Origin of the sequence: Bacterioplanes sanyensis (genome assembly GCF_002237535.1) — a bacterium.
In the GTDB taxonomy this organism is placed as follows: Bacteria; Pseudomonadota; Gammaproteobacteria; order Pseudomonadales; family Oceanobacteraceae; genus Bacterioplanes; species Bacterioplanes sanyensis_A.
Genome location: NZ_CP022530.1, coordinates 2348325 through 2372679 on the forward strand (window position 1 = coordinate 2348325; position 24355 = coordinate 2372679).

At 50.5% G+C, this 24355-nt stretch carries 13 protein-coding genes and 1 pseudogene; 10 read left to right on the forward strand and 4 right to left on the reverse strand.

Features of this window, described 5'->3' with window-relative positions:
• Window positions 1-14: 14 nt before the first annotated feature.
• From CHH28_RS10960 to CHH28_RS10975, 4 genes are read left to right on the forward strand one after another with little or no spacing between them, the layout of a single operon-like run.
• Entirely contained in the window at window positions 15-7475 is a 7461-nt protein-coding gene (locus CHH28_RS10960) for a lectin-like protein (protein ID WP_094060346.1), read from the forward strand.
• A 4-nt stretch (window positions 7476-7479) separates the two neighbouring features.
• Window positions 7480-8904, forward strand: a complete 1425-nt coding sequence (locus CHH28_RS10965; protein ID WP_157729884.1) for a hypothetical protein — start codon at window positions 7480-7482, stop codon at window positions 8902-8904.
• 23 nt (window positions 8905-8927) lie between these two features.
• Window positions 8928-9377, forward strand: a complete 450-nt coding sequence (locus tag CHH28_RS10970; RefSeq protein ID WP_332881241.1) for a DUF6160 family protein — start codon at window positions 8928-8930, stop codon at window positions 9375-9377.
• 1 nt (window position 9378) lies between these two features.
• A complete protein-coding gene (locus CHH28_RS10975) occupies window positions 9379-10542 on the forward strand; it encodes a hypothetical protein (protein WP_094060349.1) in 1164 nt (387 codons plus the stop codon).
• 175 nt (window positions 10543-10717) lie between these two features.
• On the opposite strand, the gene CHH28_RS10980 is transcribed toward CHH28_RS10975, so the two are convergent.
• Window positions 10718-11344, reverse strand: coding sequence for a leucine-rich repeat domain-containing protein (locus CHH28_RS10980; RefSeq protein ID WP_094060350.1), 627 nt, complete (start codon window positions 11342-11344; stop codon window positions 10718-10720).
• A 97-nt stretch (window positions 11345-11441) separates the two neighbouring features.
• Here CHH28_RS10980 and CHH28_RS10985 point away from each other — a divergent pair, with 97 nt between their 5' ends.
• The 3 genes from CHH28_RS10985 (at window position 11442) to CHH28_RS10995 (ending at window position 17546) form a co-directional block, all read left to right on the forward strand.
• A complete protein-coding gene (locus CHH28_RS10985; RefSeq protein ID WP_094060351.1) occupies window positions 11442-12404 on the forward strand; it encodes a LysR family transcriptional regulator in 963 nt (320 codons plus the stop codon).
• A 601-nt stretch (window positions 12405-13005) separates the two neighbouring features.
• Window positions 13006-16008, forward strand: coding sequence for a TonB-dependent receptor (locus CHH28_RS10990; protein ID WP_094060352.1), 3003 nt, complete (start codon window positions 13006-13008; stop codon window positions 16006-16008).
• Between the two features lie 80 nt (window positions 16009-16088).
• On the forward strand, window positions 16089-17546 hold the full coding sequence (locus tag CHH28_RS10995; RefSeq protein WP_094062055.1) for a hypothetical protein: 1458 nt from the start codon (window positions 16089-16091) through the stop codon (window positions 17544-17546).
• A gap of 627 nt (window positions 17547-18173) precedes the next feature.
• Here the strand turns inward: CHH28_RS10995 and CHH28_RS11000 are convergent.
• Window positions 18174-18569, reverse strand: coding sequence for a hypothetical protein (locus CHH28_RS11000; protein WP_094060353.1), 396 nt, complete (start codon window positions 18567-18569; stop codon window positions 18174-18176).
• 902 nt (window positions 18570-19471) lie between these two features.
• Between CHH28_RS11000 and CHH28_RS11010 the strand changes: the two genes are divergently transcribed.
• The 3 genes and pseudogenes from CHH28_RS11010 to CHH28_RS11020 form a co-directional block, all read left to right on the forward strand.
• Complete coding sequence (locus CHH28_RS11010) at window positions 19472-19951, forward strand: peroxiredoxin (protein ID WP_094060355.1); 480 nt, start codon at window positions 19472-19474, stop codon at window positions 19949-19951.
• A 764-nt stretch (window positions 19952-20715) separates the two neighbouring features.
• Window positions 20716-21888 (forward strand): hypothetical protein, encoded by a 1173-nt coding sequence (locus CHH28_RS11015; RefSeq protein ID WP_094062056.1) that lies wholly within the window; start codon window positions 20716-20718, stop codon window positions 21886-21888.
• A 90-nt stretch (window positions 21889-21978) separates the two neighbouring features.
• A pseudogene (locus CHH28_RS11020) lies at window positions 21979-22301 on the forward strand (transposase); the annotation flags it as partial.
• 566 nt (window positions 22302-22867) lie between these two features.
• On the opposite strand, the gene CHH28_RS11025 reads toward CHH28_RS11020, so the two are convergent.
• Both CHH28_RS11025 and CHH28_RS11030 read right to left on the reverse strand, forming a co-directional pair.
• Entirely contained in the window at window positions 22868-23578 is a 711-nt protein-coding gene (locus CHH28_RS11025; RefSeq protein WP_094060357.1) for an ABC transporter permease, read from the reverse strand.
• Complete coding sequence (locus tag CHH28_RS11030; RefSeq protein WP_094060358.1) at window positions 23575-24267, reverse strand: ABC transporter permease; 693 nt, start codon at window positions 24265-24267, stop codon at window positions 23575-23577. Before CHH28_RS11030 ends, CHH28_RS11025 begins: the two co-directional genes overlap by 4 nt.
• Window positions 24268-24355 lie beyond the last annotated feature (88 nt).

Consider the following 24355-nt stretch of genomic DNA (forward strand, 5'->3'; position numbering starts at 1 on the left):
GACTATTGGACAGCATGATGCGTCAGACTTTATTTACGTTTTCGCTGATATTGTGGGCCGCTAACAGTGTGGCCGATTGGCAAGGCTCCGGACCTATTCCCTGGGCTCCAGGCCAGCCGGACGTAGCCGTTGGGCAATGTGCGGTGGCACGTTCTGCGGATGGTTTGTGGCAAAGCGCAGATTGCGATAGCCGCGCCCGCAGCTTGTGTACAGACGGCAATAACTGGCAGTTGTCCAACAGCACACATCAATTTAGCAACACCGCCATTCCAGCCTGTGTGCGCCAGTTTGGCGAAAGTTACCGCATCGCAGCGCCAGAAACGGACGCCGAACTGGCCCTGGTCAACACCTTAGTCACGGCACAAGCGGAGCCGATATGGCTGAATTTAAAATACCAACAAGATACTGGCCTATGGCAGTGGAATATTGATTACAGCAAGCCTGGCTCTGCAGGTGGGGATCTCAACTTCAGCGTCTGGTACGACGTTATATATGACAATAATGGTGAAGCCAAATTCAAAGACGGCCCTTGGAAAAGTTATCCAAATGGTTCTCCTTCGCTGAGCCAAGCGCAGGCGCAAACATCGAATAACTCTGTGAATACCTATTTTGCAGAGGCCGAACCCAATGGATATGAGGACCCTGATTCAATATTTATCGGCCGTCGGGATGATGCAGATTGTGTGCAGATGTATACCTCTGGAGTGAGCTCTGGGTTGTGGGATGACACTCAGTGCAACCAGTCTAAAAGAGTTGCTTGCTACAACGGCAGCGATTGGAAAGTATCAACCTCTGCTACGTCGTTAGGCTCCGACTCTACTAACGAAGGTCAGGAGAGTTTTAATGTTCAAGCAGGCCATGCTGCTTGCGCGCAGATTGCCAATAGTAATGGCATTGCTGGTGACTACCTGTTTGCCGCTCCCGTCTCTTTTGATCAATCACAGGCACTGGCCGCTATTGCGCAGGGTATTTCTGGCAATATTTGGATTAACGGCAACGACACTAAATTTGAAAGTACCTTTGTTTTTAATGTTGGTATGGATGTACTGGCACCGTTTTGGAACAGCAATGAGCCTAATGGCAGTGGTAACGAAAACTGTGCGGTGCAAACACAGAGTGGTGGCTGGCAAGATGTCAGTTGTAATACCGCTCAGCCTATCGCTTGTTTTGACGCCTTTGATGGCGTTAATGGTCGTTGGCAGATTGGCAATGCCGTGGCCTTTTCGAGTGCACGCAATTTATCCGATGCCTGTGAGGCTCAATTTGGTGGGCGTTTTCAGTTCTTTGCCCCCGTTACTCTGAGCCAACAAGCGGACCTAAAAGGTCAGATGACCAGCGGGCAGGTATTCATTAATGCCAGTGATAGCACCACGGAAGGGGTATGGAAACTCAACCAACAAATAAATATCTGGGATGTCAATCAGCCCGGCAGTCAGGCCTGTGTTGCAGTTTCCGCCAACAGTGGCCGTTGGACAACTGCCAACTGCAGTGATAGCAAGCCGGTGGCATGCTCTTCTGGTAGCCAATGGTATTTCACCACTGCAGCGACGTCATTAAGCGACTTTGCTGCCGGGCAGGCGCTGTGTGACAGTGAATTTGGCCAAGGGTATTTATTTAAAGCGTCACGCACCTTAGAGGACGCACAGAAGCTACGCTATGACGCGCGTATTGCTGGCGTTGGCGGCGATTACTGGATTAATGGCAATCGTTTAAGCGGCTCCTGGGTTTGGAATAACAGCGCGGTGCAGGTGCCCATTTGGTCCGGTGGTGAGCCGGATGGCGGCGAATTAGAAAACTGCGCCACCTTGGCCAGTAATGGTGATTGGTCGGATGAAGTGTGCGGTGCTGTGGCTCGTGCGTACCTGTGTCGCAATGGCAACAGCTGGCAAATAACCGGTAGTGGTCAGCTGGATGATTTCCGCGATGGCACACAAGCTTGTGAATTATTGGGTAACGGCTGGCGTTTTGCTGCACCGGCCACCTTGAATGACAATACCGCCGCTGCCGATGTGATCGCTGCCGCCGGTGGCAGTGCTGTATGGATTAATGCCTCAGATAAACAAGATGAAGACAATTGGGTTATTAATGCCGCGCCAGTAACGGGTTTTCCGGTGTGGGCGGCCAATCAACCCGACAATGGCGGCGTTAGTGTTGGCAATGACTCGGATGCGACTCCTGGCGATGACTGTGTTTATCAGGACGCTGACGGCCAATGGAGCGACAGCAGTTGCACTGGCAATGTGACCTACCCATTTGCTTGTACCGATGGCAGCGACTGGAAGGTCACCACATCTGAGAACATTATTCGTCGCTTTGCCGAAGGGCATCATGCGTGCTTTGTTGAGTTTGGCGGTGATTTTGTATTTGCCAGTCCGCAAAGCACCGATGAAGTGATTAAGCTCGATTTTGCACGTTTAACGGCTGCGCAAAAGCGCGGTTCGGCCATTGACCGCGTTTGGCTCAATCTCACCGATGGCGGCAGCGAAGGCGAGTTTCGCGCCAATTCTCCCTTTAGTAATTGGCTCGTCCCTGATTACCCAGGTCAAGAGCCTGCCCAAAGCTGTGCCTATAAAAGCAGTGTTGCCAGTGGTAATAACCCTTGGCGTTTGGCCAGTTGCAGTCAGGATGCCGCGCATTATGCCTGTTTTAATGGCAGCCGCTGGCGTATTGCGATCAGCCAAGGGGAGCTGGTCAATGGTCAGTTGCAAATTGTGCCGCAAGTGGGCGAAGACTATTGGTCGTATGAGCGTGGTGAGCGTTTGTGCAAACAGCAATTTGGCTCTGAGTATTATTTTGCTGCACCGGTCACTGCGGTTGAAGAAGCGGCGTTGGATGCGGCCATTCGCAGCACCAATGCCCAAGTGAAAAATACTTGGCTAAATATGCGCTACCTAGCGCAAGTTAACAGCAGCAATAACCGTTGGTTTAACAACCGCATCGACACCACTGGCTGGGCCAAGCCTGCGTTTGGTAATTTTAATAACTCGGATTGTTCGGTATTGCACACCGACGCTTCCATCACAGATGCAGATTGCTCCAGTGCCCAACTCGCTGCACAAAATTTAGGCTTTGCTTGCTTTGATGGCAGTTGGCAAGTGCTGACCAATAACGGCAATGACGATTGGCGTCAGGGATTCCGTCGTTGTGACGAAGAGCTGGGCGCATTATTTGCCGTGCCGCGCAGCCCAGATGAACTGGCGCAACTGCAGGCACAAATGTCTGGGCCTGTGTGGGTCAACATGACCGATACCGCGCTGGAATCTCAGTGGATTACTAACCGTGAGCGCTACACCTGGTGGGCCAGTGATGAGCCGCGCAATGACGGCAATCGTGACTGCGCCTTGTTACAGCGCAACGCTGGTGAGTGGCAAGCGCAAAAGTGTGATATTCAGCAGCACGCGTTTGCATGTCGCACACTGGATAATGGCGCCATCAGCTGGCAAGTGACACAAACGGCCGACATTTGGTCGCGTGGTTTTGCTGCGTGCCAACGAGAGTTTCCCGGCAGTGAATTTTATCTGCCCACCGGGTTTGGCAGCGTGTCTGCCAGTCAAAGCCAATTAGCGTTGCAGGCCGTGGCCGCTGGACGCGATGTGTGGATTAATTTCAGCGACCAGGAAGCCGAGGGCAACTGGCGCAGTTATCAGGTGTACAGTGATTGGTCTGTCGATTCTCTGTTTGATGACAATTTAGATTGTGGCTACTTTGACCGCCTCGCCAGCAATGGCGGGACCTGGCAAATGGACGTATGCCAGTACACTCCGGTGAGCGCATCCGACCGAGGTTATGCTTGCACCGATGGTTATGAGTGGCGCCTAGCGCCAGCGACCGGTGCGCCACAGCTGTCATGGACGGCGGGTTTTAGCGCTTGTCAGGCATTGGGCAACGAGTGGCGTTTCGCCACGCCGACCAATGCCGTCGAAAATGCCAAGTTGAAATTGGCGATGGAAATTGCTGACTTGAGCCAAGTGTGGATTAACGCACAGGATCGGGTGGTGGAAGGCAATTGGTGGCTCAATGGCGATGAGGTGAATTTCCCTCCCTTAATCGACAGTAATCAGACCAATCTGGTGGTGTCCGAACAAAGCGCCCAAACGCTGCATGCAGCGCTGACCGACGAAGAAGGTGAGGGCATTGCCAGCGCCGACTGGGAATTGGTATCGGATAGCCGTTTTACCAATGTCGCCGACTCTGATGTGGTCATTAGCACACAAAACCTTGCTCAAAACGGTGCCAGTGCCACGCTCACTGCCAGTTATACCGCACCGACCTTGCTGCAGCAGGATGCCATCCTGGTGTTCCGAATCACTGCGACGGATATTCCTGCGGGTACGGCAAAAGCGGCGACGGCAGTAAAAAATATCCGCGTGCAAGTAAAAGCACCGGCGATTGCTCGCTACACCTTTGATGATTCCGCCGATCCTGGCCGCGATGTTACCGGTAATGGTCACGATGCATTAAATACCCAAGCTAATCCGTTACCCGCGGTCGAAAACCAGTCGCTGGTATTGAACAGCAACGATGTCATGGTGGTGCCTGGCATTGCCACTGATAATGCTGCTGGCTTGGTGATTCCTAGTGACGAATACACGGTGGCGTTTCGTCTGAGTATCGAACAGGACGTGAGCGGCAACTGGCGCGGTATTTTGCAAAAAGGTGACGATGGTTCCCAGCAGCGCCAGCCTGGTATTTTTCTATACCCCAATAATCATACTTTGCACACCAACAGCAGTCGCGATACTTCGGGTAACGGCGGTTTTGATAGTAATCTGGTGGTTGATACGCCTCAGCCGCTGTTGGATCGCCAGTGGGTAAATGTGATTTATCAGAAAACCCAGACGGGTGTTCGCCTGTTTATCGATGGTGTGGAAGCCGTGCAAGCAGCTTATAGTGGCGCGGCTTTGTCGAACGACGGCAATTTATACATAGGTAATGTACCTGGTGCTTCTGAATCGTTTGTCGGTTGGATTGATGACATTCAGATTTTCCGCCGCGCGTTATCCGCAGCTGAACGTGATGCCGTGTTGCCACCGCCGCCTGCTGGTGAAGTTCTGTTTACCGTTGCTCAGCAACAGGCGAATGAAGATGGCGGCAGCGTGACACTCAATGTTGAACGTCGTCGTGGCAGCGTAGCGCCGCTGCAGGCGACGATCAGTTTTGTCGCCGCTGAAGGCACCGCTACTTTAGGCAGCAGCAGTGATGTCAGCAATAACAATGCGGATGTGGCGTTTGATGCGGCCGGCAGCGGAGACGCCACGGTCAATTGGGCAGCCGGAGAGCGCGGTACTAAATCCGTTACTCTCACGCTGGCCACCGCCGACGATGCCATTCGAGAAGGAACAGAAACGGCGGTATTTCGTTTGCCGGTTAATGCGACGGTGGCTGATGTTGCAGAACCTTCGACCCACCGACTGCGGTTGGCCGATGTTACTCCCAATCCGTTCGGGAATTTCTCTGCCGAGACTACACGCATCACGCCGGTCTATGAAAATGATCAAAGTACACAGCAACTGTGTATTTGGCGGCGCTCCGGCAGCGACGGCAATGTGACGGTGAATTTTAATCTCATCGGCAATGCGGTTGCCGGAGTGGACTATCAGGTGTTGGGCAGTGGTCTGAGTATTAACGCGGGCAGCGGCAGTGCCAGTTTCACAACTGGCGGTAGTGTTCCTGAATCCCAGTGTGTGGATATTCAAATTCTGAACCGCACCAGCAATGACAGCGATCGAACTTTAACGTTGGAGCTGGCCAACCTGACGGCAGAGTCTGGGAAGGAGCCGCTGCTAACAGATCAAGACAGCGCATCACTGACGATTCGTGACTGGGCACCAGGTGAATTTAACTTTGTGGCCGGCAGTTACAGCTGCAAGGAGCCCAATACCGACAGTACCGTGCCATCGGAGCTGCGCCCAACCTCGGCTGAACTGACCTGTGAGGTGGAAGTTGAGCGTAGCAACACCGGTGTTTATGCGCCTGCAGCCAGCGTCAATATTGAGTTGGATAACAGCGGCAGCGCCGATGGCAGCGACGCGCAGTTTGCCACTACGCTCAGCTGGCCGGAGATTACGTCCAGCTCGCCTGTGGTGGCCGCTAACGAGATTAAAACGCTGACCATCAATGTGGCGAACGACAACGTTCAGGAAAATGACGAAAGCCTGCAATTGAATTTGCAGCCAGCCACGGTTGAAGTGATCGGCGCACAGGCCGCGGCGGCGGTTACCTTGATTGATGTGACCAGTCCGGCGTTGCTGGAGCTGGATCCGAGTGAGTCGGATTTGGCGAGTGTGCCGGAAGGGCGTGCAACCACTGTGCGCATTGTCCGCAGCGAAAACACCTACACCGATTTTGATGTCAACTATCAGCTGTTAATGGAAGATATTCCAGCAAACCGCAGCATTCAGGATTACATCGACTTTGCCGCCACCGGGATTAGCAGCAGTGGTGTGTTGCAGTTTGCACCTGGTGTAGACAACGAAAAATTGCTGCAAATCAGAACCAAACCGACCATCAATAACAGTGGTCAGCCAAAGATCGTGGTTGAGTTATCTGGGCCAAATCCTGCTCGAGTGGTCGGGCTGGGTGCTCTCAGCCAGGCAAATAAAGGCACACCGATATTAACGAAAATTATGGTCGTTGAGCCCAAATTGGAGGACTACGTCAGCGTTACCTTGAGCGAGGGCGGCCAGGATACGGTATTCGGCCCTGGCGCCACACCGGCTTTACCAAGCTATTTGGTGACTAATAAAGACCACAGTCCAGCACGGCGACAGTTTAGCTGGAGCGTGACCGTACCTTCTGGCACCGGAGTCGAACCTGGCACGTTGAGTTACCAGTGGCAATTGCGGCGCAAGGGCTCTGCTGATGGCAGCTGGTTTGATGGTGTGGCAACACAAACGGATAACGCAGCCATGTGGAGTAACCAATCGGGGTCGGTGGCGTATAACAATGCTGCGGATGCAACGGTGAGCGGAACCTTGATGGTGCCGTTTGTGTTGGATACCACTGAGTTTGAGCTGGTGTTACAAATCACTGGCAACCAAACGCCAGCGTTTGAGCCAATGACTAAAATCGTTGGATTTAATGCAGTGCCTCTGTGGCGTAAGTTGCGCCAGGATAATGACAATGCTTGCTTAAGAAATGGCAGTGATACTATAGATTGTTCCCGCAGTGATACGCAATGGACTTGGAACCCAGACAATCGTCGCCTGATTCATCGTGACTCTTATCTAGCCGGTGCCAGCAATTATTGCTTTGAGTTGATTGAGGATTCCAGAGACTCTAACGATCCACGGCTGAGCGCATGCTCCGGTGGAAGTAATAATCTGAATGTCACTTTCCCTCGTGATGGTAATTACAACGAGTTTAACGTTGCCGGCGAAGCCGTGTGCAGCATTATCTTCAGCAATAAGTTCCAGAAATATGGTGGTGGTGGCGGATGTACAGCCGGTGATCGCCGTTGGGCATGGCAGGATTAAAGCGATGAAAAAATCAAGTTTAGTTCTTTTATTCTTTACGCCTGCTGTCACTGCCATGCAGTCATTGGATGACGAGGCGCTGGGTCAGGTAACCGGTGAAGGCATCGGTGCCACGTTTGAAGACGTAGTGCTCTATTCAGGTGACTATGGCCGCCCGGATGACTTTCAATTGCGCTTGCGTTTAACCGACGAGTCGCCGCTGCAGGCGGACTATTTGGTCTTTAGTGAGCTGCGCTTTAATAAATCTGGTGAACAGCCGGGCAGTGTCAATGGTGCCGGTTATTTTGGCAGCTACACCGATCCTTTTGTCGTGGCGGATATCCGCACCTTAACCGAACAGCATGTTGTTAGCAGTGGTCCTCTGGCCGGACAGAATCGTCAACAAACAGCCCTTTATACCGCTTTTCCTGCAGCGGACTTACAACAGACGGAACGCAGCTTCTATCACTTCAGCGATACCCAGCTGGGCGTAGAAAATGAAATTGTGCGCTACAACACCATTAATTTGAGCCGTGGTGATCAGGAAAAATATTACAACGGTCTGCCCGTCGGCTTTTTTGACGGCAATGAGAGTAACGTCAATCTCGGCAACCTATACGCCATGGATGACAGCTATGCCAGCCTGCAATTGGCTCAGCAAGACCGCCTGGACAATGCAGCATCCAAGTTTGATTTACATATGCGCATCGATTCGCTCACAACAGAGGCTGATCGCAACGATGCCAATGAGTCTTTTCTGAGTTATGTTGATGTCTTCGGTGCGCGTTTGTACGGCACCGAGTTTTATTTGTGGGGGCATGACAATCAGGGGGAAACCCTAAACAGCAACCCATACAGTAACAACGGTGGGCCTGTGTATGCCGATCGTGGTCTGGCGTTGTCCCTGTCATTAGGGCTGCAAGCCGATGCCATTCGCCTGACGACGGATGCGGATCAATCGTTAGCCAGTACGCTGGCATTGAATAACGTGGATGTGTACATACCGTTCGGCAGTGTTGATCAGCCAGTCACCATCAGTACCGTCAAATACGATCAGTTTGTGCGAGGCCAGTGGGCTGCTGGTGTGCGTGAAGGCGTGGAAAAAACCCAACTTAGGTTGGAAATCGCAGGCTTGCCACAAGATGTTGGTCAGGCGCCGCAAGGCAATATCTTTATTGAGTCCATGTCTTTTGGTGATCCAAACGATGAAGAAGTGATTACAGGCCGCCAGGATATTTTCCTGCGTGATGCCAATGGCAACATCATCGAAACCGTACCGGATGTGATTCACCGCGCGTTTGTGCCGAAAACGGTGACCTACAACGAGCAAGTCGATCTCTACAACGCAGCGAATCCTAACAACCAAATTCCCAATATTCCTAATCAGAATGTCGTTGAGATTCGCGGTCTGGAAATACAGCGTTTGGTCATCACCACACAGGATTTATAGCGATGAAATGGATATTTCTGACAATGCTTTGTTATGCACCACAGATGTGGGCAGATATGGCCCCTTTGGATGAGCAAGAGTTGCAACAGGTGGATGGTCAAGCCGGTATAACGCTCAGTGGTTACATGGAATTTGAGCAAGGCACGCGTTTTAGTTACCAGAATGAGGATGCGGATTACCGTGATAACACCCTGTACTGGCTGGTAATGAATGAAGTCACGGGTGGCATCGGTTTTACCGACATGAAGCTGGATCTGGTGGATGGAATCGGCCCCAATGGTGATAAAACGGCCATGCAGATCACCTTGCCACAGGAGCTGACCTTTGAGCAGCTGCAGACCGAGGGCTTCTATTTAGGTGACAGTCGTGAGGTCAGCCAGATGGCTGATCGGCGATTCGTATTTGCTGTTGAAATAGATGGCAAGTTACAGGCACCCGCTCAAACAAAAATAAATATCTTTCCGGTGAACTGATATGACTCGGTTTCTATTACTGCTTATGTTGTCCGGACCAGCGCTTGCGAATCTGGAGCCATTAACGGAAGAAGAGCTGTCGGCCAGTTATGGCCAAGCGATATTTGAACTCAATGAGCAGCTGGTTAATCAGGGCGACGGTTCACAACTGAATATGACGCGCTTAACCATGGGTGCCAGAATTGAAATCAATGCCAATATTGAGGAACTGTCGCTTGGACGTTACTGGCGTCCTGAGGGTACCAACTGCAGCGGTGGTCCTGGCGGTGACAAGGTGTGTTACAACAATGTGGTACCGGAAAGCTACGACGACAACATTAACTGGGCATGTACGGCCAAACCTTGTGGTTCGGTGGGCCTCCCGGATGAAAATTATCTGTCGTCAGCGCTGACGCACGATACCGGCGGCGAAAAGAGCTTTTTCACCTTTCCGGGAGGCTATCGCCCTGATGGAGGTGTTGACGTAAAACTGCGAGACCTGACGTTGGGCCAAGTTCGCGACAAAGGCAATGGCCAATATGAATTACTGCCATTCGTGCAAGAAAATCCTTACATTGAGTTTGCTTTTGACGAAACGGGTGCGTCACGCAAACTAGTGGGCTTTCGTATCGGGGCTGAGGACGCGATTGGTTATCAGGGCAATATTATTGATGTGATTTCGGGGTTTATTCGCCCGAACATCGTTGCGGATGTTGAGATTGAAATTTTGGGTATCAAAATTCCATTGGGTTCTATCCGCTTAGAAGCAAGCCTAGGCGGTGTGCGGACAATTGGTTGGTTGGATGAGAAAACCCTCGATTTGTATGACGTTGAAGGGGCTGCTGCGCTGCTGGTGTCGAACCCAGCGGCCTTATTGGAACAGTCGCCTCACGCTCAGCTTTACCCGGTGCAGTCAAACTACCTCGAGCATACCGAAGCCTTTTTCTTTAGTGCCGGTACACGTGCCATTCAGTGGAGTAAAGTGGGCACTTATAAGCCCGAAATGTCACGTCCAGGTTTCTGGATTAATTTGGGCGGCGACGGTGGTTTAAAGGCGAGAACTCAGCAGGGTGACCATCCGATGAACTACTTCCCCGGCCATCCCAAGCATAACCTGTACAGTGGCAGTGAAAACTATGGCAACGTCAATACACTGCCCTCTTGGTCACAAACTTATAACAATTAAATAGTGAACATACTGTTTGGCATGTGCTGGTATGAGAGATGTTTGCAGTTTTGAAGTCGCTACTTTGAATGGCAGGCTTGTCTAGTCGCGCAAGCTTTCTAACAATGAAAAAGTTGTAGCGGGTAGTCAGATATTTCTGGTAGGCCTGAAATCAAATGATAACGGCCTTATGCAATCACAGTTGAAAGCTGGTGACCGAGGCTGTGAGGGTGGGCAACTCGGCGGAGTGTCCCTTAGCGCTGAGGTGTTTTAATTGCCTAAGTGAGCTGACAGCACTTAAGTCTTCCAAAGGATTATGATCAACATACAGTCGCAGCAGTGAACTGCCGGTTAACGCATTAATATCGCGTAACTGGTTATGTTTTGCTGATACCTGATTTAGAGCGGTTAAGGCTTGGAGCGGCTGTAAATCATTGATCTGATTGTTGTCGACATCGATGGTGTGCAGCAGCGTCAGCGATGCCAATGGTGATAAATCCTGAATGTCATTATGCGGTACCGACATGACGCGCACAAAGCTCAATTGCTCTGCGCCGGCTAGGCTGCGGATATCGCTTTGCGGGCAGCTCACTATTTGCGCCTGACCCACTTGTTTAAAGCCTTGTGCTTGTAAGCATGTCGCCAGGTTTATATCTGCAAAGGCGGTAAAATCGATACTTTGCTCTGCATTGCTGGGCTGAGCAGGCTGCGTTTTTGCGGGTGTGGATGCGGTATCATTGCCGGACGAGCCCTGTTCAAAGCAGCCACTTAAGGCACCTAGGCAGGCTGAAACAAGCACTGAGTGGGCGAAGAGTGAGGTCATAGCGGTGACTCTTATTCTTGTTATGTGTGAATCATCATATCATAGTTCAATTATTGTCCAACCTTGCAAGTAGCGTTACCCCCAAGGTGAGTATTTAATGTTTGATTTAAACCAGTTGGCCGTTTTTATCCGAGTGGTAGAAGAGGGTGGCTTTACCGCCGCAGGACGTGCGATGTCCATGCCCAAGTCGCGTGTGAGTAGGATGGTGGCCGACTTGGAAGCCAGTATCGGTGCCAGACTGTTGCATCGTACTACACGGCAAATTCACCTAACCGAAGTAGGGCAGGCCTACTATCAAAACTGCCAGCAAAGTATTAAAGATATTTTTCATACCCATGAGATGATTGCCGATCGTGAGCAAGATGCTCATGGGGTGCTGCGCATCGCCATCCCGATGATCGCTGGCAGCGGGGTAATGGGGCATTATCTGGCGCGTTATCAGACCCAATATCCGGATGTGCGCTTGGAAGTGGTGCACACCGAGGGGCAGGTGAACTTGGTCGAAGAAGGGTTTGATCTGGGGGTGTTTTTTGGCCCTGTACCAGATTCAAGCCTGGTCGCACGCACCATCACCATGTCGGATCATGTGCTGTGTGCCAGCCCTGAATATCTGGCGCGCGTCGGGCATCCTAGTCATCCATGTGAATTAAACCAGCTGCGCTGCGTCAAGATTGGCGAAGGCATTCAGCCGGAAGTGTACGAGTTGCAACACAGCAGTAGCGGAGAACAATGTACGGTTCGTGTTGAGCCGAACATTGTCATCAATATGGTAGCCAGTGCGGTGAACAGCATTGTTCATGGCGCAGGCATTGGCCAGGTACCGTTCTTTCTCGCAGGTGAATATTTGGTGCAAGGGAAGTTAGTGCCATTATTTGAAGACTGGCAGCTGGATCAACAGGCCATTTCATTGGCCTATCCCACTCGGCAGTATCTGCCGAAAAAAGTACGCAAGTTCATTGATTTTATGGTGTACGAAGTTGAGCAGCTGGATGCCTCATTACAAGCATTGCCGACACCAGAACAGCGGCTAGAAGTGTTCCAGCGTTGGGTCAACGGCTGAGCCCATCACTCGGCCCGAGGTTAATGCTGCGTCGTTGATGTGTTGCTCTGCTTGTCTGTAGCTTCGAGCTGTAGCGGTCTAGGCTCGATACCCTTCTTTTTATTTTATATGCGTCGCCGCTCGAACTGGGCTAACCAATCGAGCGGTTTGATGCAACTGTCTTTCACAACAATAGGGCACCTCTGAATAATTCTGCACAACTCTGCGCGAGTGCAGCAGGCATTCAGAACTAGGCGGTGATGGCAGGAAATGGCCAGCCCTTTTCAACATCGCCAACAACGTTATGGAGGCCTGCAGCCCGCGCCCTGTGGGGATCGCCAGAGAACTCCAGCTCTGTGTCGCCGATTTTTGCTGTAGCTGACTAGAGCGGCAAACCGGCTTCGTGATCTGAAGCCCTCTGGCGATCCAGAGCGGGTACCGAATTATTCTGAGCTGCCCTAGCCCTTTTGTATGACAAATCGCCGCGTGGCTTTGTCATGTTAGTGTCACATTTCAGCAACATACTGCCGCCACGTTTGAAGTGTGGCAGTACGGCTGGCTCATCTAATCCCGCCCCCGGCTGCCGCCCAATGATCATGTTCTAATCCTCGTAGGGGGTCTAATGAAACCGACTCGTTTGCTGTTAGGTGCGGCATCGACCTTATTTGTTTCTCAGCTGATGGCCGGCGAAGCTGTTTTTTATGTCACCGAAGAAGGCTCCGCTGTACAGGATCTGGCGGTAAGCGTAAATGGCCAGAAAAAGCTGGTCGGTAACGCAGGTTTTGTCGTATTCGATTTACCGGCTGGCTTGCACCAGGTTGAGCTGTCGCAATACGGCGAATGGTGGGGTGAATTCCCACTGGAGTTGGCTGCGGCCAAACCCAATGCAGAAATCATGGTGGAAATGATCGGCGGTGAAGCGGTCTCCGAAGTAAACCAATTTGGTAATGACGAAACGGCAATCGGTCAGATCAGCGGCTACTTAAGCTCGCAAGAAACAGGCGGCAACGTCAGCGACGCCATCATCAGTGTTGAAGGCAGCGACGTATCGGTCACGACCGATAATGATGGCTTTTTTACTCTGGAATTACCGCGCGGTGAATACAGCTTAAACGTTGCTCACCCGAACTATGGCAATCGCCAGGTATCCGATGTGCGCGTAATGGGCGGCATTAATACGGGCCTCAACCTTAATCTGAGCATGGCGGGCAATGGCGGCATCGAAGAAGTGGTTGCCGTGGGTTCATTCATGCCAACCACCACCACCTCGCAAGAGCGTGACTCCAGCGCGGTATTGGATGCCATCGGCTCTGAGCAATTATCTCGCTTCGGCGACTCCAGTGCTGCCTCGGCGTTAAAACGCGTCGCCGGCGTGTCTGTGGTCGGCGGTCAGTTTGCTGTGGTGCGAGGCATGCAAGGGCGCTACATCTCTTCCACGTTGAACGGCAGCATGATGCCGAGTACCGACCCAATGCGCCGTGACGTGCCGCTGGACTTGTTCCCGGCCAGCGTTTTGGGTGGTATCGATATTCAAAAGAGCTTTACGCCAGAGTTACCAGGCGACTCTACCGGTGGTGCCATTCGTATGACCACCAAAGGGCTGCCAGAAGAATCTCTCACCAAAATCTCATTGAGCAGCGGATTAAATTCACGCACCACATTTAGCGATGTGAATGGTTACGAAGGTGGCAGCGCGGATTGGATGGGTATTGATGATGGCACGCGTGAGCATCCATCATTTGCAGATTCATTGACCAAGGGTGGTATCGATAACCCACGCTTCTGCGAATCCGATCCAAACTGCGCGTCGGCGGAAGACAGCGTCCGTTTGGGTAACTCGTTTGAAAATATTTATAACGTCGATCAAATTCAGGCCAAACCGGACAAAGGTTTTTCTGTTTCGACCGGTGATTACTTTGAGGCAGATTTTGGTGGCCATGGCTATTACGCCGCCTTTGAGTACAAAGACGCGTGGGAAGCACGTCACGACGGTCAGCTGGACGACGCCAGCTCGAAAGGAACGTATGAACGTACCAAGCGCAAGATCGATGTGGCTGGGTATTTCGTCTACGGCCTGGATTACGGCAGTAGCGAATATCTGAGCAAAACTACTTTGTTGCGTAAAACCGACGACACCATTCGCACCACCTCGGTAGAAGACGAAGGCAAAGACCAACACTTGCAATCGGCCATTTTGCAATGGGTGGAGCGTCAGTACATTGGTCAGCAGTTTTCTGGTACGCACTACCTTACCGGCTTGGGTGAAGAGGACCAGCTGAACTGGCGCCTTGGTGTGGCGCAGACGTCTCGTTATGAACCGGACCGTCGCGCTTACACCTACGGACGCACATTGGGTAGCGATAATCCACTGCGTTTGTTGGGCGGTGTTGAGCGTCGATTCTCTGATTTAACCGAAGACGCCCTCGACCTGGGTGTGGACTACAGTGCCGACATGATGTTGAGCGACACGCTGTTCCTGAAGCTGAAGACCGGCGTTAGTTACATCAGTAAGGACCGTGAGGTTGAGCTGGCGCGATATTCCAATCTGAATATTAACGATCCGGCGATCGATTTATCGCTAACACCAGAGCAGATATTCAGCAAAAATAATATCGACAGTGGCAGTGTCAAGTTCCGCGGCTCAACTGCTGGAACCGACAATTACAGCGCCACCGACGAAATGACCGCTGCGTATGTGTCCGCTGAGTTGGATTTGAATACCGTAAGCCTGGTGGCCGGTATGCGTTATGAAGATTTTGAGCAGGAGCTGAAGTACCCAGATAACGACAGCTCTGCCAGCTCACTGAGTGAGTCTTCGGTACTGCCCATGTTGGCGGCTACCTGGCGTATTAACGAAGATATGCAGCTGCGTGCCAGTGCATCTCAAACCGTATCTCGCCCCGGTATTACCGAGCGTTCTGAGTCGGCTCAGTACGATCCGGATACGGATGATTTAATTCAAGGTAACCCGAATCTAGAAATATCGGACATTACCAACATCGATGTGCGCGGTGAGTATTATTTCTCGGAAGACGAAAGTTTAACTCTGGCGCTGTTTTATAAAGATGTTAGCGACCCGATTGAGCGCTCTGTGATTGAAGGCGATGGCAGTGCAGCCAATGGTTACACCTTTGCCAATGTAAACAGTGCAGAAATTCAAGGGATTGAAGTAGATTTTCGTATTAACGTCATCGACGGCTCTGACTTTACCGGTTTCTGGGCGACCAACTTGTCGTACATCGACTCTGAGGTGGATTTATCTGGAACCGACGCAGAGCGCTTAGAAGGTGATTCGTCGCGTGAATTGCAAGGGCAATCCGAGTATCTGGCCAATGTCCAGTTTGGCATCGATCATTTTGCCACCGGACAGTCGTTAACCTTGTTAGCGAATTATTTCGACGACCGCATTTATGCCACCAGTCGTGGTGAGTTAGCGGCGGAAATAGAAGACGGCCGAGCGACCTTCGATATTGTTTATCGCTACGATATTAATGAAAGCCTGGTGGTAAAAGCCAAGGCGCAAAATATCACTGATTCCAAAGTCAGTTATTCGCGTGACGATCGAGAAATCGAGAGTTATTACGAAGGCAGTAAATATTCTGCATCGGTCGAATACATCTTCTGATTTGTAACTTTCTTGTCATATACCCGGCGGACAATGGCCGCCGGTCAATCAAAATACCTGTTAAAAACCGAGGGATGAAAATGGAACTGAAGAAGAACTATCTGGTCGCTGCATTACTGGCTGCTGCTTTAGTTGGCTGTGGTGGTGATGATGACGACGATAACGATGACAACACTGGTGTTGTTACTCCTCCACCTGTTGTTGAGCCGGAGCCAACTCTGCCATCTTTCGTTTCTTGTACCGGTGACGTATGTACTTTGAGCGGCACCATTGATGAAGACTACGAACTGACTGCGGACAAAAAATGGTTGCTGGATGGTTTTGTACAAGTAGGTGCGGGTAATGCCAAAGCTATGACTGCTGCCGAAGTTCAAGCGATTAAAGACAGCGGTGTGACCTTGAGCATTCAACCAGGCACTGATATTCGTGGCCTGGACGATGGCGTTCTGTTGGTAACTCGTGGTTCTAAACTGATGGCCGAGGGTACTGCGGCTCAGCCAATTACATTTAGCTCTGACCTGGACGACAACTACGACGGCCTGGGCGAATGGGGCGGCGTGATCATTCAAGGTTTTGCGCCACAATACGGTGCGGGTAACACAGGCGCGTGCTTCGATGGCAACGCTGATGGCATCTGTAATGTTCAAGGTGAAGGCGGCGACGGTGTTGGTTTCTACGCCGGTAACAACAAAGCCGATAACAGCGGTGTGATCAAATACGTCCGTATTGCTGAAGCCGGTAAGGTAGCTGGCCCTAACAACGAAGTTAATGGTCTGACACTGCAAGGTGTTGGTCATGGTACAACCGTCGAGTACGTACAGGTTCACAACAACCTGGACGACGCGGTTGAGTGGTTTGGCGGTACCGTAAACGCTAAATACCTGGTACTGACCGGTAACGACGACGACGATATCGATTTCGACACTGGTTACCAGGGCAACATCCAGTACGCCATCGTACGTAAAGATGCCGTGAAAGCTGGCCCAAGTGGTTCGAACGACCCACGCGGTATTGAAGCCAACTCGTCAGACGAAGATTATGTGCCACAAACCGAAGGTGCGCTGGCTAACATCACCATCGTTGGTAGTGCGGTAAGCGATGGTCAACCAGGCATGCGTCTGCGTGGCTCTTTGACGACTCGTATTTACAACACTGCGGTTCTGAACTTCGTAGACTGTGTTCGCATCGACGACTCGGATCACGACCAGGACGAAGCGACAGACAAAATTCCATCTGACGTGACTCTGACCAACGTGATCGGTGCTTGTACTGATGGCTTCTATGCCAAGCGCGATGCAGACACAGTAAATGGTACTGTGGGTGCTAACACGGTTGATCTGGACGCTGCGGCTGCTCTGGTTGGTGCGCCAGCAGGTACCGTTAATGCATGGCAGCCAGTCGACAACGGTTCTGGTTTTGCCTTCGACAACACCGACTACATCGGTGCGGTGGCTCCAGGTACTGCTGAATCTGCCGCTTGGTGGGCTGGCTGGACCATTCCAGGTTCTCTGGAAGGTATCGAAACTCAAGGCGAATAAGCCGAACTGAGTGTCGATATGAAGAAAAAGGGTCTCATATGAGGCCCTTTTTTTATGCATGATTGCTAGTGTCGTATTTCATACTTGTTTGAATCGACACGGCTGCAAAGCAATACGGTTTATAAAGTAAAAAGCTACAGATTTTCATCGTTGAGTGACATTCACGGTCGTTGCTATGCAATGTGGACGAACTTTGGTAGCTGTATCCATAGATGTCGACCGGGTGAGACAGAAGGGTTGCTATTCACTCGTGCTAGGGCCTGTTAACACTATTTCGATCACGCTGAAGTGAGTTCCTCAATCAAGGTGCGAAGATAGATGTTTAACGAGTAAAATGACCGATAAGCAACAGAGATTGAAGCATGTTCAGAAATATCCCGAAGGGCTGGCGTCCGCTTTTCCCTAAGTAGCGCTATCCGTTGCTTATTTAACCAGTTAGGCCACATTCCTCATGCCTTACTCAAGAAAAAACTACCGTCTAGCAGCAAAGCGCTGAATCGTGTTATCAGCCCCTAAGGGAAGGGGCTTAGATAGGATGGTTTCAGCTAAGGCCAGCCTGTCTGTACATTTGACTGAACGCGTCGCTTAACAAAACGACGCGATGTATAAGCGCCAGCTATACAAGGTCTAGTGAGGATTTGAAGATGTTAAAATGGTAACAAGCTCTGCTGCACCAATAACGGCGATATCCCTCTTGATCAGCTCACCATTGATGTCAAAAAACAGTATATCTGCGGGGCGTGCTTGATGCTGTTGACGAAAGTCAGCGCTGGTAGGGTCGCCGGCTTTGGCGACTAACAGATTCACACTGTCACCTAGCTGCTGACGTACTTTGTTGATTTCAACACTTTGTTCATTGCTGCTGGCAAGATTGGGGTCATAGATAAACACCAAGGCTGCCTTGCCGTTGCCAACTTTGTCCAGGTTCATATCGATCGGAGTTGGTAACAGCTGAAATAGAACAGACAGCAATATAATTCCGGTTAGGGTTATCCAAAGGTACTTTTTTTGTAAGGTTTTCATGAAAGGCTCCACAAAATACTATTGTCGTCAGTGTAACATGGCCATTCAATACGCAAGAAAGCACCGCGGATCATACGGTGTATGCCAGTTTTCGATCCCGATGATAAACCACACGATATGTGTGACTTATAGCGAGGGCAGTTGAAGTCTATTTGAGTTGCTTGATAAAAGCGAATATGCACTAGTTCGTATGGTAAGTGACTGCTACAGTGGAACATTGCTGGTGATGCTGTGTTCATATTGGTGTGAAAAGACGATAGACCTGTTTTCTTAGATGAGCTTACTTTCTGTTGTTCCTCCTTTATTTGTATTTGCTTGCTAATGTCTATGACTGCGTAGGTTTACCAGTCGCCGTCCATCTTTTTCACAGCAGATAATCTTCGCATGATGTGACTGAAAAAGTGATACATCAGAATCAGTGCGATACCTATACCTGAAAGAAGTAACGATGCTTCACTTTGCTGAAGGCCTCCCAAATTCAGGGTAGTACCTGGGGCAGATGGGTCAGAGAAGAATATGGCCACGGATACAAGAAACAGTATCGTTGCCATGCCATATGCAAACTGTTTGAAGCTTCTAGACCAAAGCATGTGGATATCTCTTGGCTATAAAATTATCTTACCTAGCGGTTTTTAAAGTGTGCAGCGAGCCTGACTAATCTGAGGTTTTAGCGGTTGTGGTTTGGTCGACGGTCGACGGTAACACTTCATCGCTGACAGAGCAATAAAGGGGTTCTAAGGCTCGCATGCTATTTATGTGATTGTTCAATCAGTAATCATTGAAATTTCTTTCTGTAGTACCTCGATAAGACGAGTATGCTGGCACTTTCCTACTTTGTATGGATGGTTTCTATGGGTTTTGATCGTTAGACTGGAGCAGTAAACCTGATGAGAGGAATAGATATGATCCAGCAAGGTCAACAACTGCCCACTGCCACCCTTAGCGAGCTTAATGCTGACGGCATGCAGACTCACAAGACCGACGAGTTATTTGCCAATAAGCGCGTAGTACTGTTTGCCGTACCCGGTGCGTTTACCCCTACCTGCTCCGAGGCTCACTTGCCCGGTTATGTTGTACTGGCGGATAAACTCAAAGCGGCCGGCGTCGATATGATTGCTTGCGTCTCAGTTAACGATGCGTTTGTGATGAGTGCCTGGGGCAAAGCCCAAAATGCGCATGAAATTACCATGCTGGGCGACGGTGATGGTAGCTTTACCAAAGCCCTGGGGCTAGAAATGGACACCGGAACCTTTGGTGGTGTTCGCTCGCAGCGCTACGCCATGGTGATCGAAAATGGCGTCGTTACCCAGTTAAATGTGGAGGCGCCAAAAGAGTTTGAAGTGAGTAAAGCTGAGGTGATTTTGGCGGTGTTGGAGAAGTAGCCGGACTTTTGGTTTATTGATTATTTGGCAAGATCCAATGCCCTCCTTGAGGGATCTTATCCCTCACGCCGGGCGGGCGAACGACTGAAAGCGTACATCGAGGCTGTTTCTGCCAGGCAAAAAGCGAGCGGAAGCGTCCTCGGCAAGCGCAGCTTACAAACGGTAAGTGAGTCGGACTCGCGCACGAGTAATTTTTAACGCCAATTCCTATGCCCTCCTTGAGGGATCTTATCCCTCACGCCGGGCGGGCGAGCTCCCTGCTTTGCGCTGCGCAGGCCGTATTTCCATCGTTGCCAATGCTGTGGTCGCCGCATCACGTCCCTGTAGGTCTTTTGTTGGCGCTGCCGTCCGGGCAGCCCCTGCGGGCACAGCCATTGCCAACTCTGGCGGCCTGCTGAGGCGCGGACAACCTAGGCGCGAGAGCGAGTAATCAGCTAAGAAATGGCTAGAGACTCAATGTAAAAGGATACTGTTTATGCAACCAGTATATTTGTTGGGGTAACAAAAAGCTGGCACGGTTTTCCAGTCGGCTTGCCTGTGTTCCCATGCAGTGGTAGCTTAAACGCCAGAGAAATCAGTGTGTTAGATCTTGAGTGCCAGAACTTTGAGGCGTGGATAGTAGGCACGCGCGCTTTTCCAGGAAGGAATGTGAAAGAAAGGAAGACATACAGTGGTAAATCAATGGCTTGGAAGAGATACCTCGAAAGGTTCTAGCTGAAAAAACAGGCAAGCACACTATTAAGCTGTTAGGCTCTAGGATAGATATGGCTCATAAGTATAAATTGCCAGAAGAAATGGAACTTCTAAAAGAAAAGGTGCGCTCTACATTGCTACCAGTTATACCTGCGCACTCAGGTACTTCTGCTGAAAAAAACTTTCTATTCAACGCTAAGAGAACTAATGCAGGGAGGCAACTTCCCCCATATTACTTATGCTATTTCCTGTTGGTAGATCTTCTAAAGTTTAAAAATCTTGGGCAGTTTGAAAAAGTTTCTTGGTCCGTTCCTATTGATTACAACGGTACAGCCTACCTTGTTGAGCATAGAAAATTTGGGCTTGGTGTATTCGCGCAAGATCCGGAAACACAAGAGAGTGAAGCTGGTGAAATAGTCAAGCGAATAAAAAAAGCAATAAATATCGCAAAGCCATTTTTTGAATGGAAAGCATCTGAAGCTGCAAAGCAGTCTCACCTTAACGTTGTTAACCATAGCAATAGGCTGTTTGACCGTTATTGTTACTTTTCCGAACAATACAAGGTCTTAAGCAAAGAGGCTGAAGATAGAAAAGATGAACGGATTAGAGAGCAGCACGGTAGTGGGTACTCAGTCTCCTTTCCCGCTTATGAAATAAGAAGAAATGCAGAATGGATGGCTCTATCTGCAGTAGATGCCTTTTTCAGCTGGACCGAACACATATTTATACACATGGCCATTTTAAGTGGCAAAGTTACTACCGGCGAGGATGTGGCTAATCTCGCGGACAACGAATGGCCTGTTAAATTTAAATGTGCAATCGATATAGAAACTGAGGGCACTAGGTCTTATTACGATCAACTTGTGACCGTTAAGCGTCAACTTAGAAACTATATGACGCACGGGGCATTCGGAAAAAATGGAGAAGCATTTAGTTTTCATTCTGGTGCAGGTGCAGTCCCATTGTTATTGCCCCATCAAAGAGGGAGTGGTCGCTTCTCATTTTACGGTGACTTAGGGTTTAACGAAAAAGAAGTTGTTGATTTAATTGAAAGTTTCATAAGCCATCTATGGTCCGACGAAAGAGAGCCATTTAAGATTTATATCGAAAGCTCTCTTCCTTTGATTTTACCAATGGCTTCAGATGGTCAATATATATCTGCCATATCTTCTGTTGAAGATATGGAGTCACTGGTCGAGCACTTGTCATGGCAGTTTGACCAAGCAGCCAATATGGATTGGTAATCATGAAAATAAGCCTAACAAGTCAATCAACTACGCGCCTGATCTTGCCCCGATAAAACGGACACCAAAGTCAAACTGACGAGGTGTCCAATGCCAAAATATACTCAGCCAAGAAAGACCTGGCAGTATTCAAATGAGTTTAAAGTAAAAGCCGTTCAGCTAAGTCTTATTGAAGGGATTCAGGTCCAGGACGTTGCCAATACACTCGACATCCATCCGTTTATGCTGTCACGATGGCGAAAAGAATACCGTGAAGGCAAGATCGTGGCAGATAAACGCAAAAAGTTAACCGAAGCTACCCGCAAGCAAGAGAAGGAAATCTCAAAGGTTAAAAAGCTTGAGGCAGAGAATAAGAAACTGAAGCAGGAGCTTGATTTGCTAAAAAAGTGGCAAGGGTTTCTTGCGGAGGAACATCAGAAAGGTATCGATTCATCCAGAAATTCGGACAAGAGCTAGGCATCAAGCGCAGTTGTGAGTGGGTTGACGTATCGCGCAGTGGCTTTTACGCTTGGTCAAATCGTCAGCCATCTCTGTGGAAGCGTTCAGATGCAGAGATTAAGTACTAAAAACGAGATACAAACGAGACGCCCACCCTAAGTTTCGAGCGCGATATAGCATCCAGGTTTTCGCGCCTTTGCAGGCCGCCTGAGTTGGCAATGGCTGTGCCCGCAGGGGCTGCCCGGATGGCAGCACCAGCCAACATCCTGCCGGGATGCAGGCTGTTGGCGTTGCGGCGACCACAGTATTGGTAACGAAGGGAGCACGGCCTGCGCGGCGCAAAGCAGGGAGCTCGCCCGCCCGGCGTGAGGGATAAGATCCCTCAAGGAGGGCATGGGGTTTGAAACGTATTTGGCGAAACCAGCTAATGATGCAGATAAGCACCAGCGGGACCTCCATTTCAGTACTTGCGGTCGATCTTGCGTCCAGATCGTCCGCACGTTAGCAGGTAAAAAAACGCCCTCTATCGAGGGCGTTTTTATTAGCGCTGGCTTTGATCCAACTTGTAATATTGATAACGATTAATGCGCCGCTCCAACAACCGGAAGCAGCCAATCATCACTGCAGCGATGATCAAGTACATCATGCCTGCCGCGAAGAACATCTCCAGTGGGGTGTAGGTACGGGCAATGATGGTACGTGCCATACCGGTGAGGTCGAGCAGGGTAATGGTCGACGCCAGGGCGCTGCCTTTGAGCATCAGCAGCAGCTCGTTGCTGTAGGCCGGAAACACAATGCCAAATGAGCGTGGCAAAATAATACGCCGAATCATAGTCGCGCGGCTCATACCTAAAGCTTGAGACACTTCAAGCTCACCCTTCGGAATGGCTTGAATCGCGCCGCGAATCAGCTCTGCGCTGTAGGCGGCGGTATTCAGCGAAAAGGCAATGATCGCACACCAATACGGCTCTTTTAATATTGGCCACAGCGATGAGTCTTTAACGATGTCAAATTGCGCAGCGCCGTAATAAATCAAAAAGATTTGCACCAGAAGCGGCGTGCCACGAAAGAAGAAAATATAGGCAAACGGTAGCGCACGCAGCACCCAGTTGTGCGAGGCGCGCATCAGCGCCAGTGGCACCGCCAAAATGATGCCAATTAGGCCCGAGAAGAATACCAACTCCAGCGTTAGCAGCGCGCCTTGCCACAAGCGTGGCAGGTATTCCCAAATAACAGCCCATTCCCAAGTCATGCGCGGCCTCCTCGTAATTCAGGTTTGCTCCAGCGCTCTAACATCATGGTGATCAGCGTGGCAATGAGTGTCAGGCCCAAATACAGCAGTGCGGCGGCCATATAGAAGTCGAAGGGTTGTTTGGTGTTGGCGGCCCCTACGGCGGCTTGGCGCATCAATTCGTTTAACCCAACCACGGACACCAAGGCGGTGTCTTTGAGCAATACCTGAAACAAGTTGCCAAGGCCTGGAATCGACAGTCGCCACAACTGCGGCATGATGATGCGAAAAAAGGTTTGTACTTTGCCCATGCCAATAGCAGCGGCGGACTCCCACTGGCCTTTGGGGATTTCCAACATGGCCATGCGAAATACTTCGGTGGCGTAGGCGCCAAAAGCAATCGATAGCGCGGCGACACCGGCGGCGAACGGACCAACTTCAATGTAGTCGTCGTGGCCAAACCAACCGGCCACCAGCATGATTAATTGCGAGCCGCCAAAATACAGCGTTAACACCAGCAGCAGTTCGGGAATGCCGCGGATAATGGTGGTGTAGCCGGTGGCAATGCCCCGCAGCACACGCGATTGCGATAGTTTGGCACTGGCCCCTAAAAGCCCAATGACCAAACCAATTAATAAGCTACTGATGGCCAGTTGCATGGTCAGCCATGTGCCGTCCAACAACAAGTGGCCGAAGCCTTGTAAATCCATAACCTGGTCCTGCAAATAAATAACCCGGCTTGCAGACAGTGGCAAACGATTGTTAGCACCTGTCCTTGGGCCGGGTCAGAGAAACGCC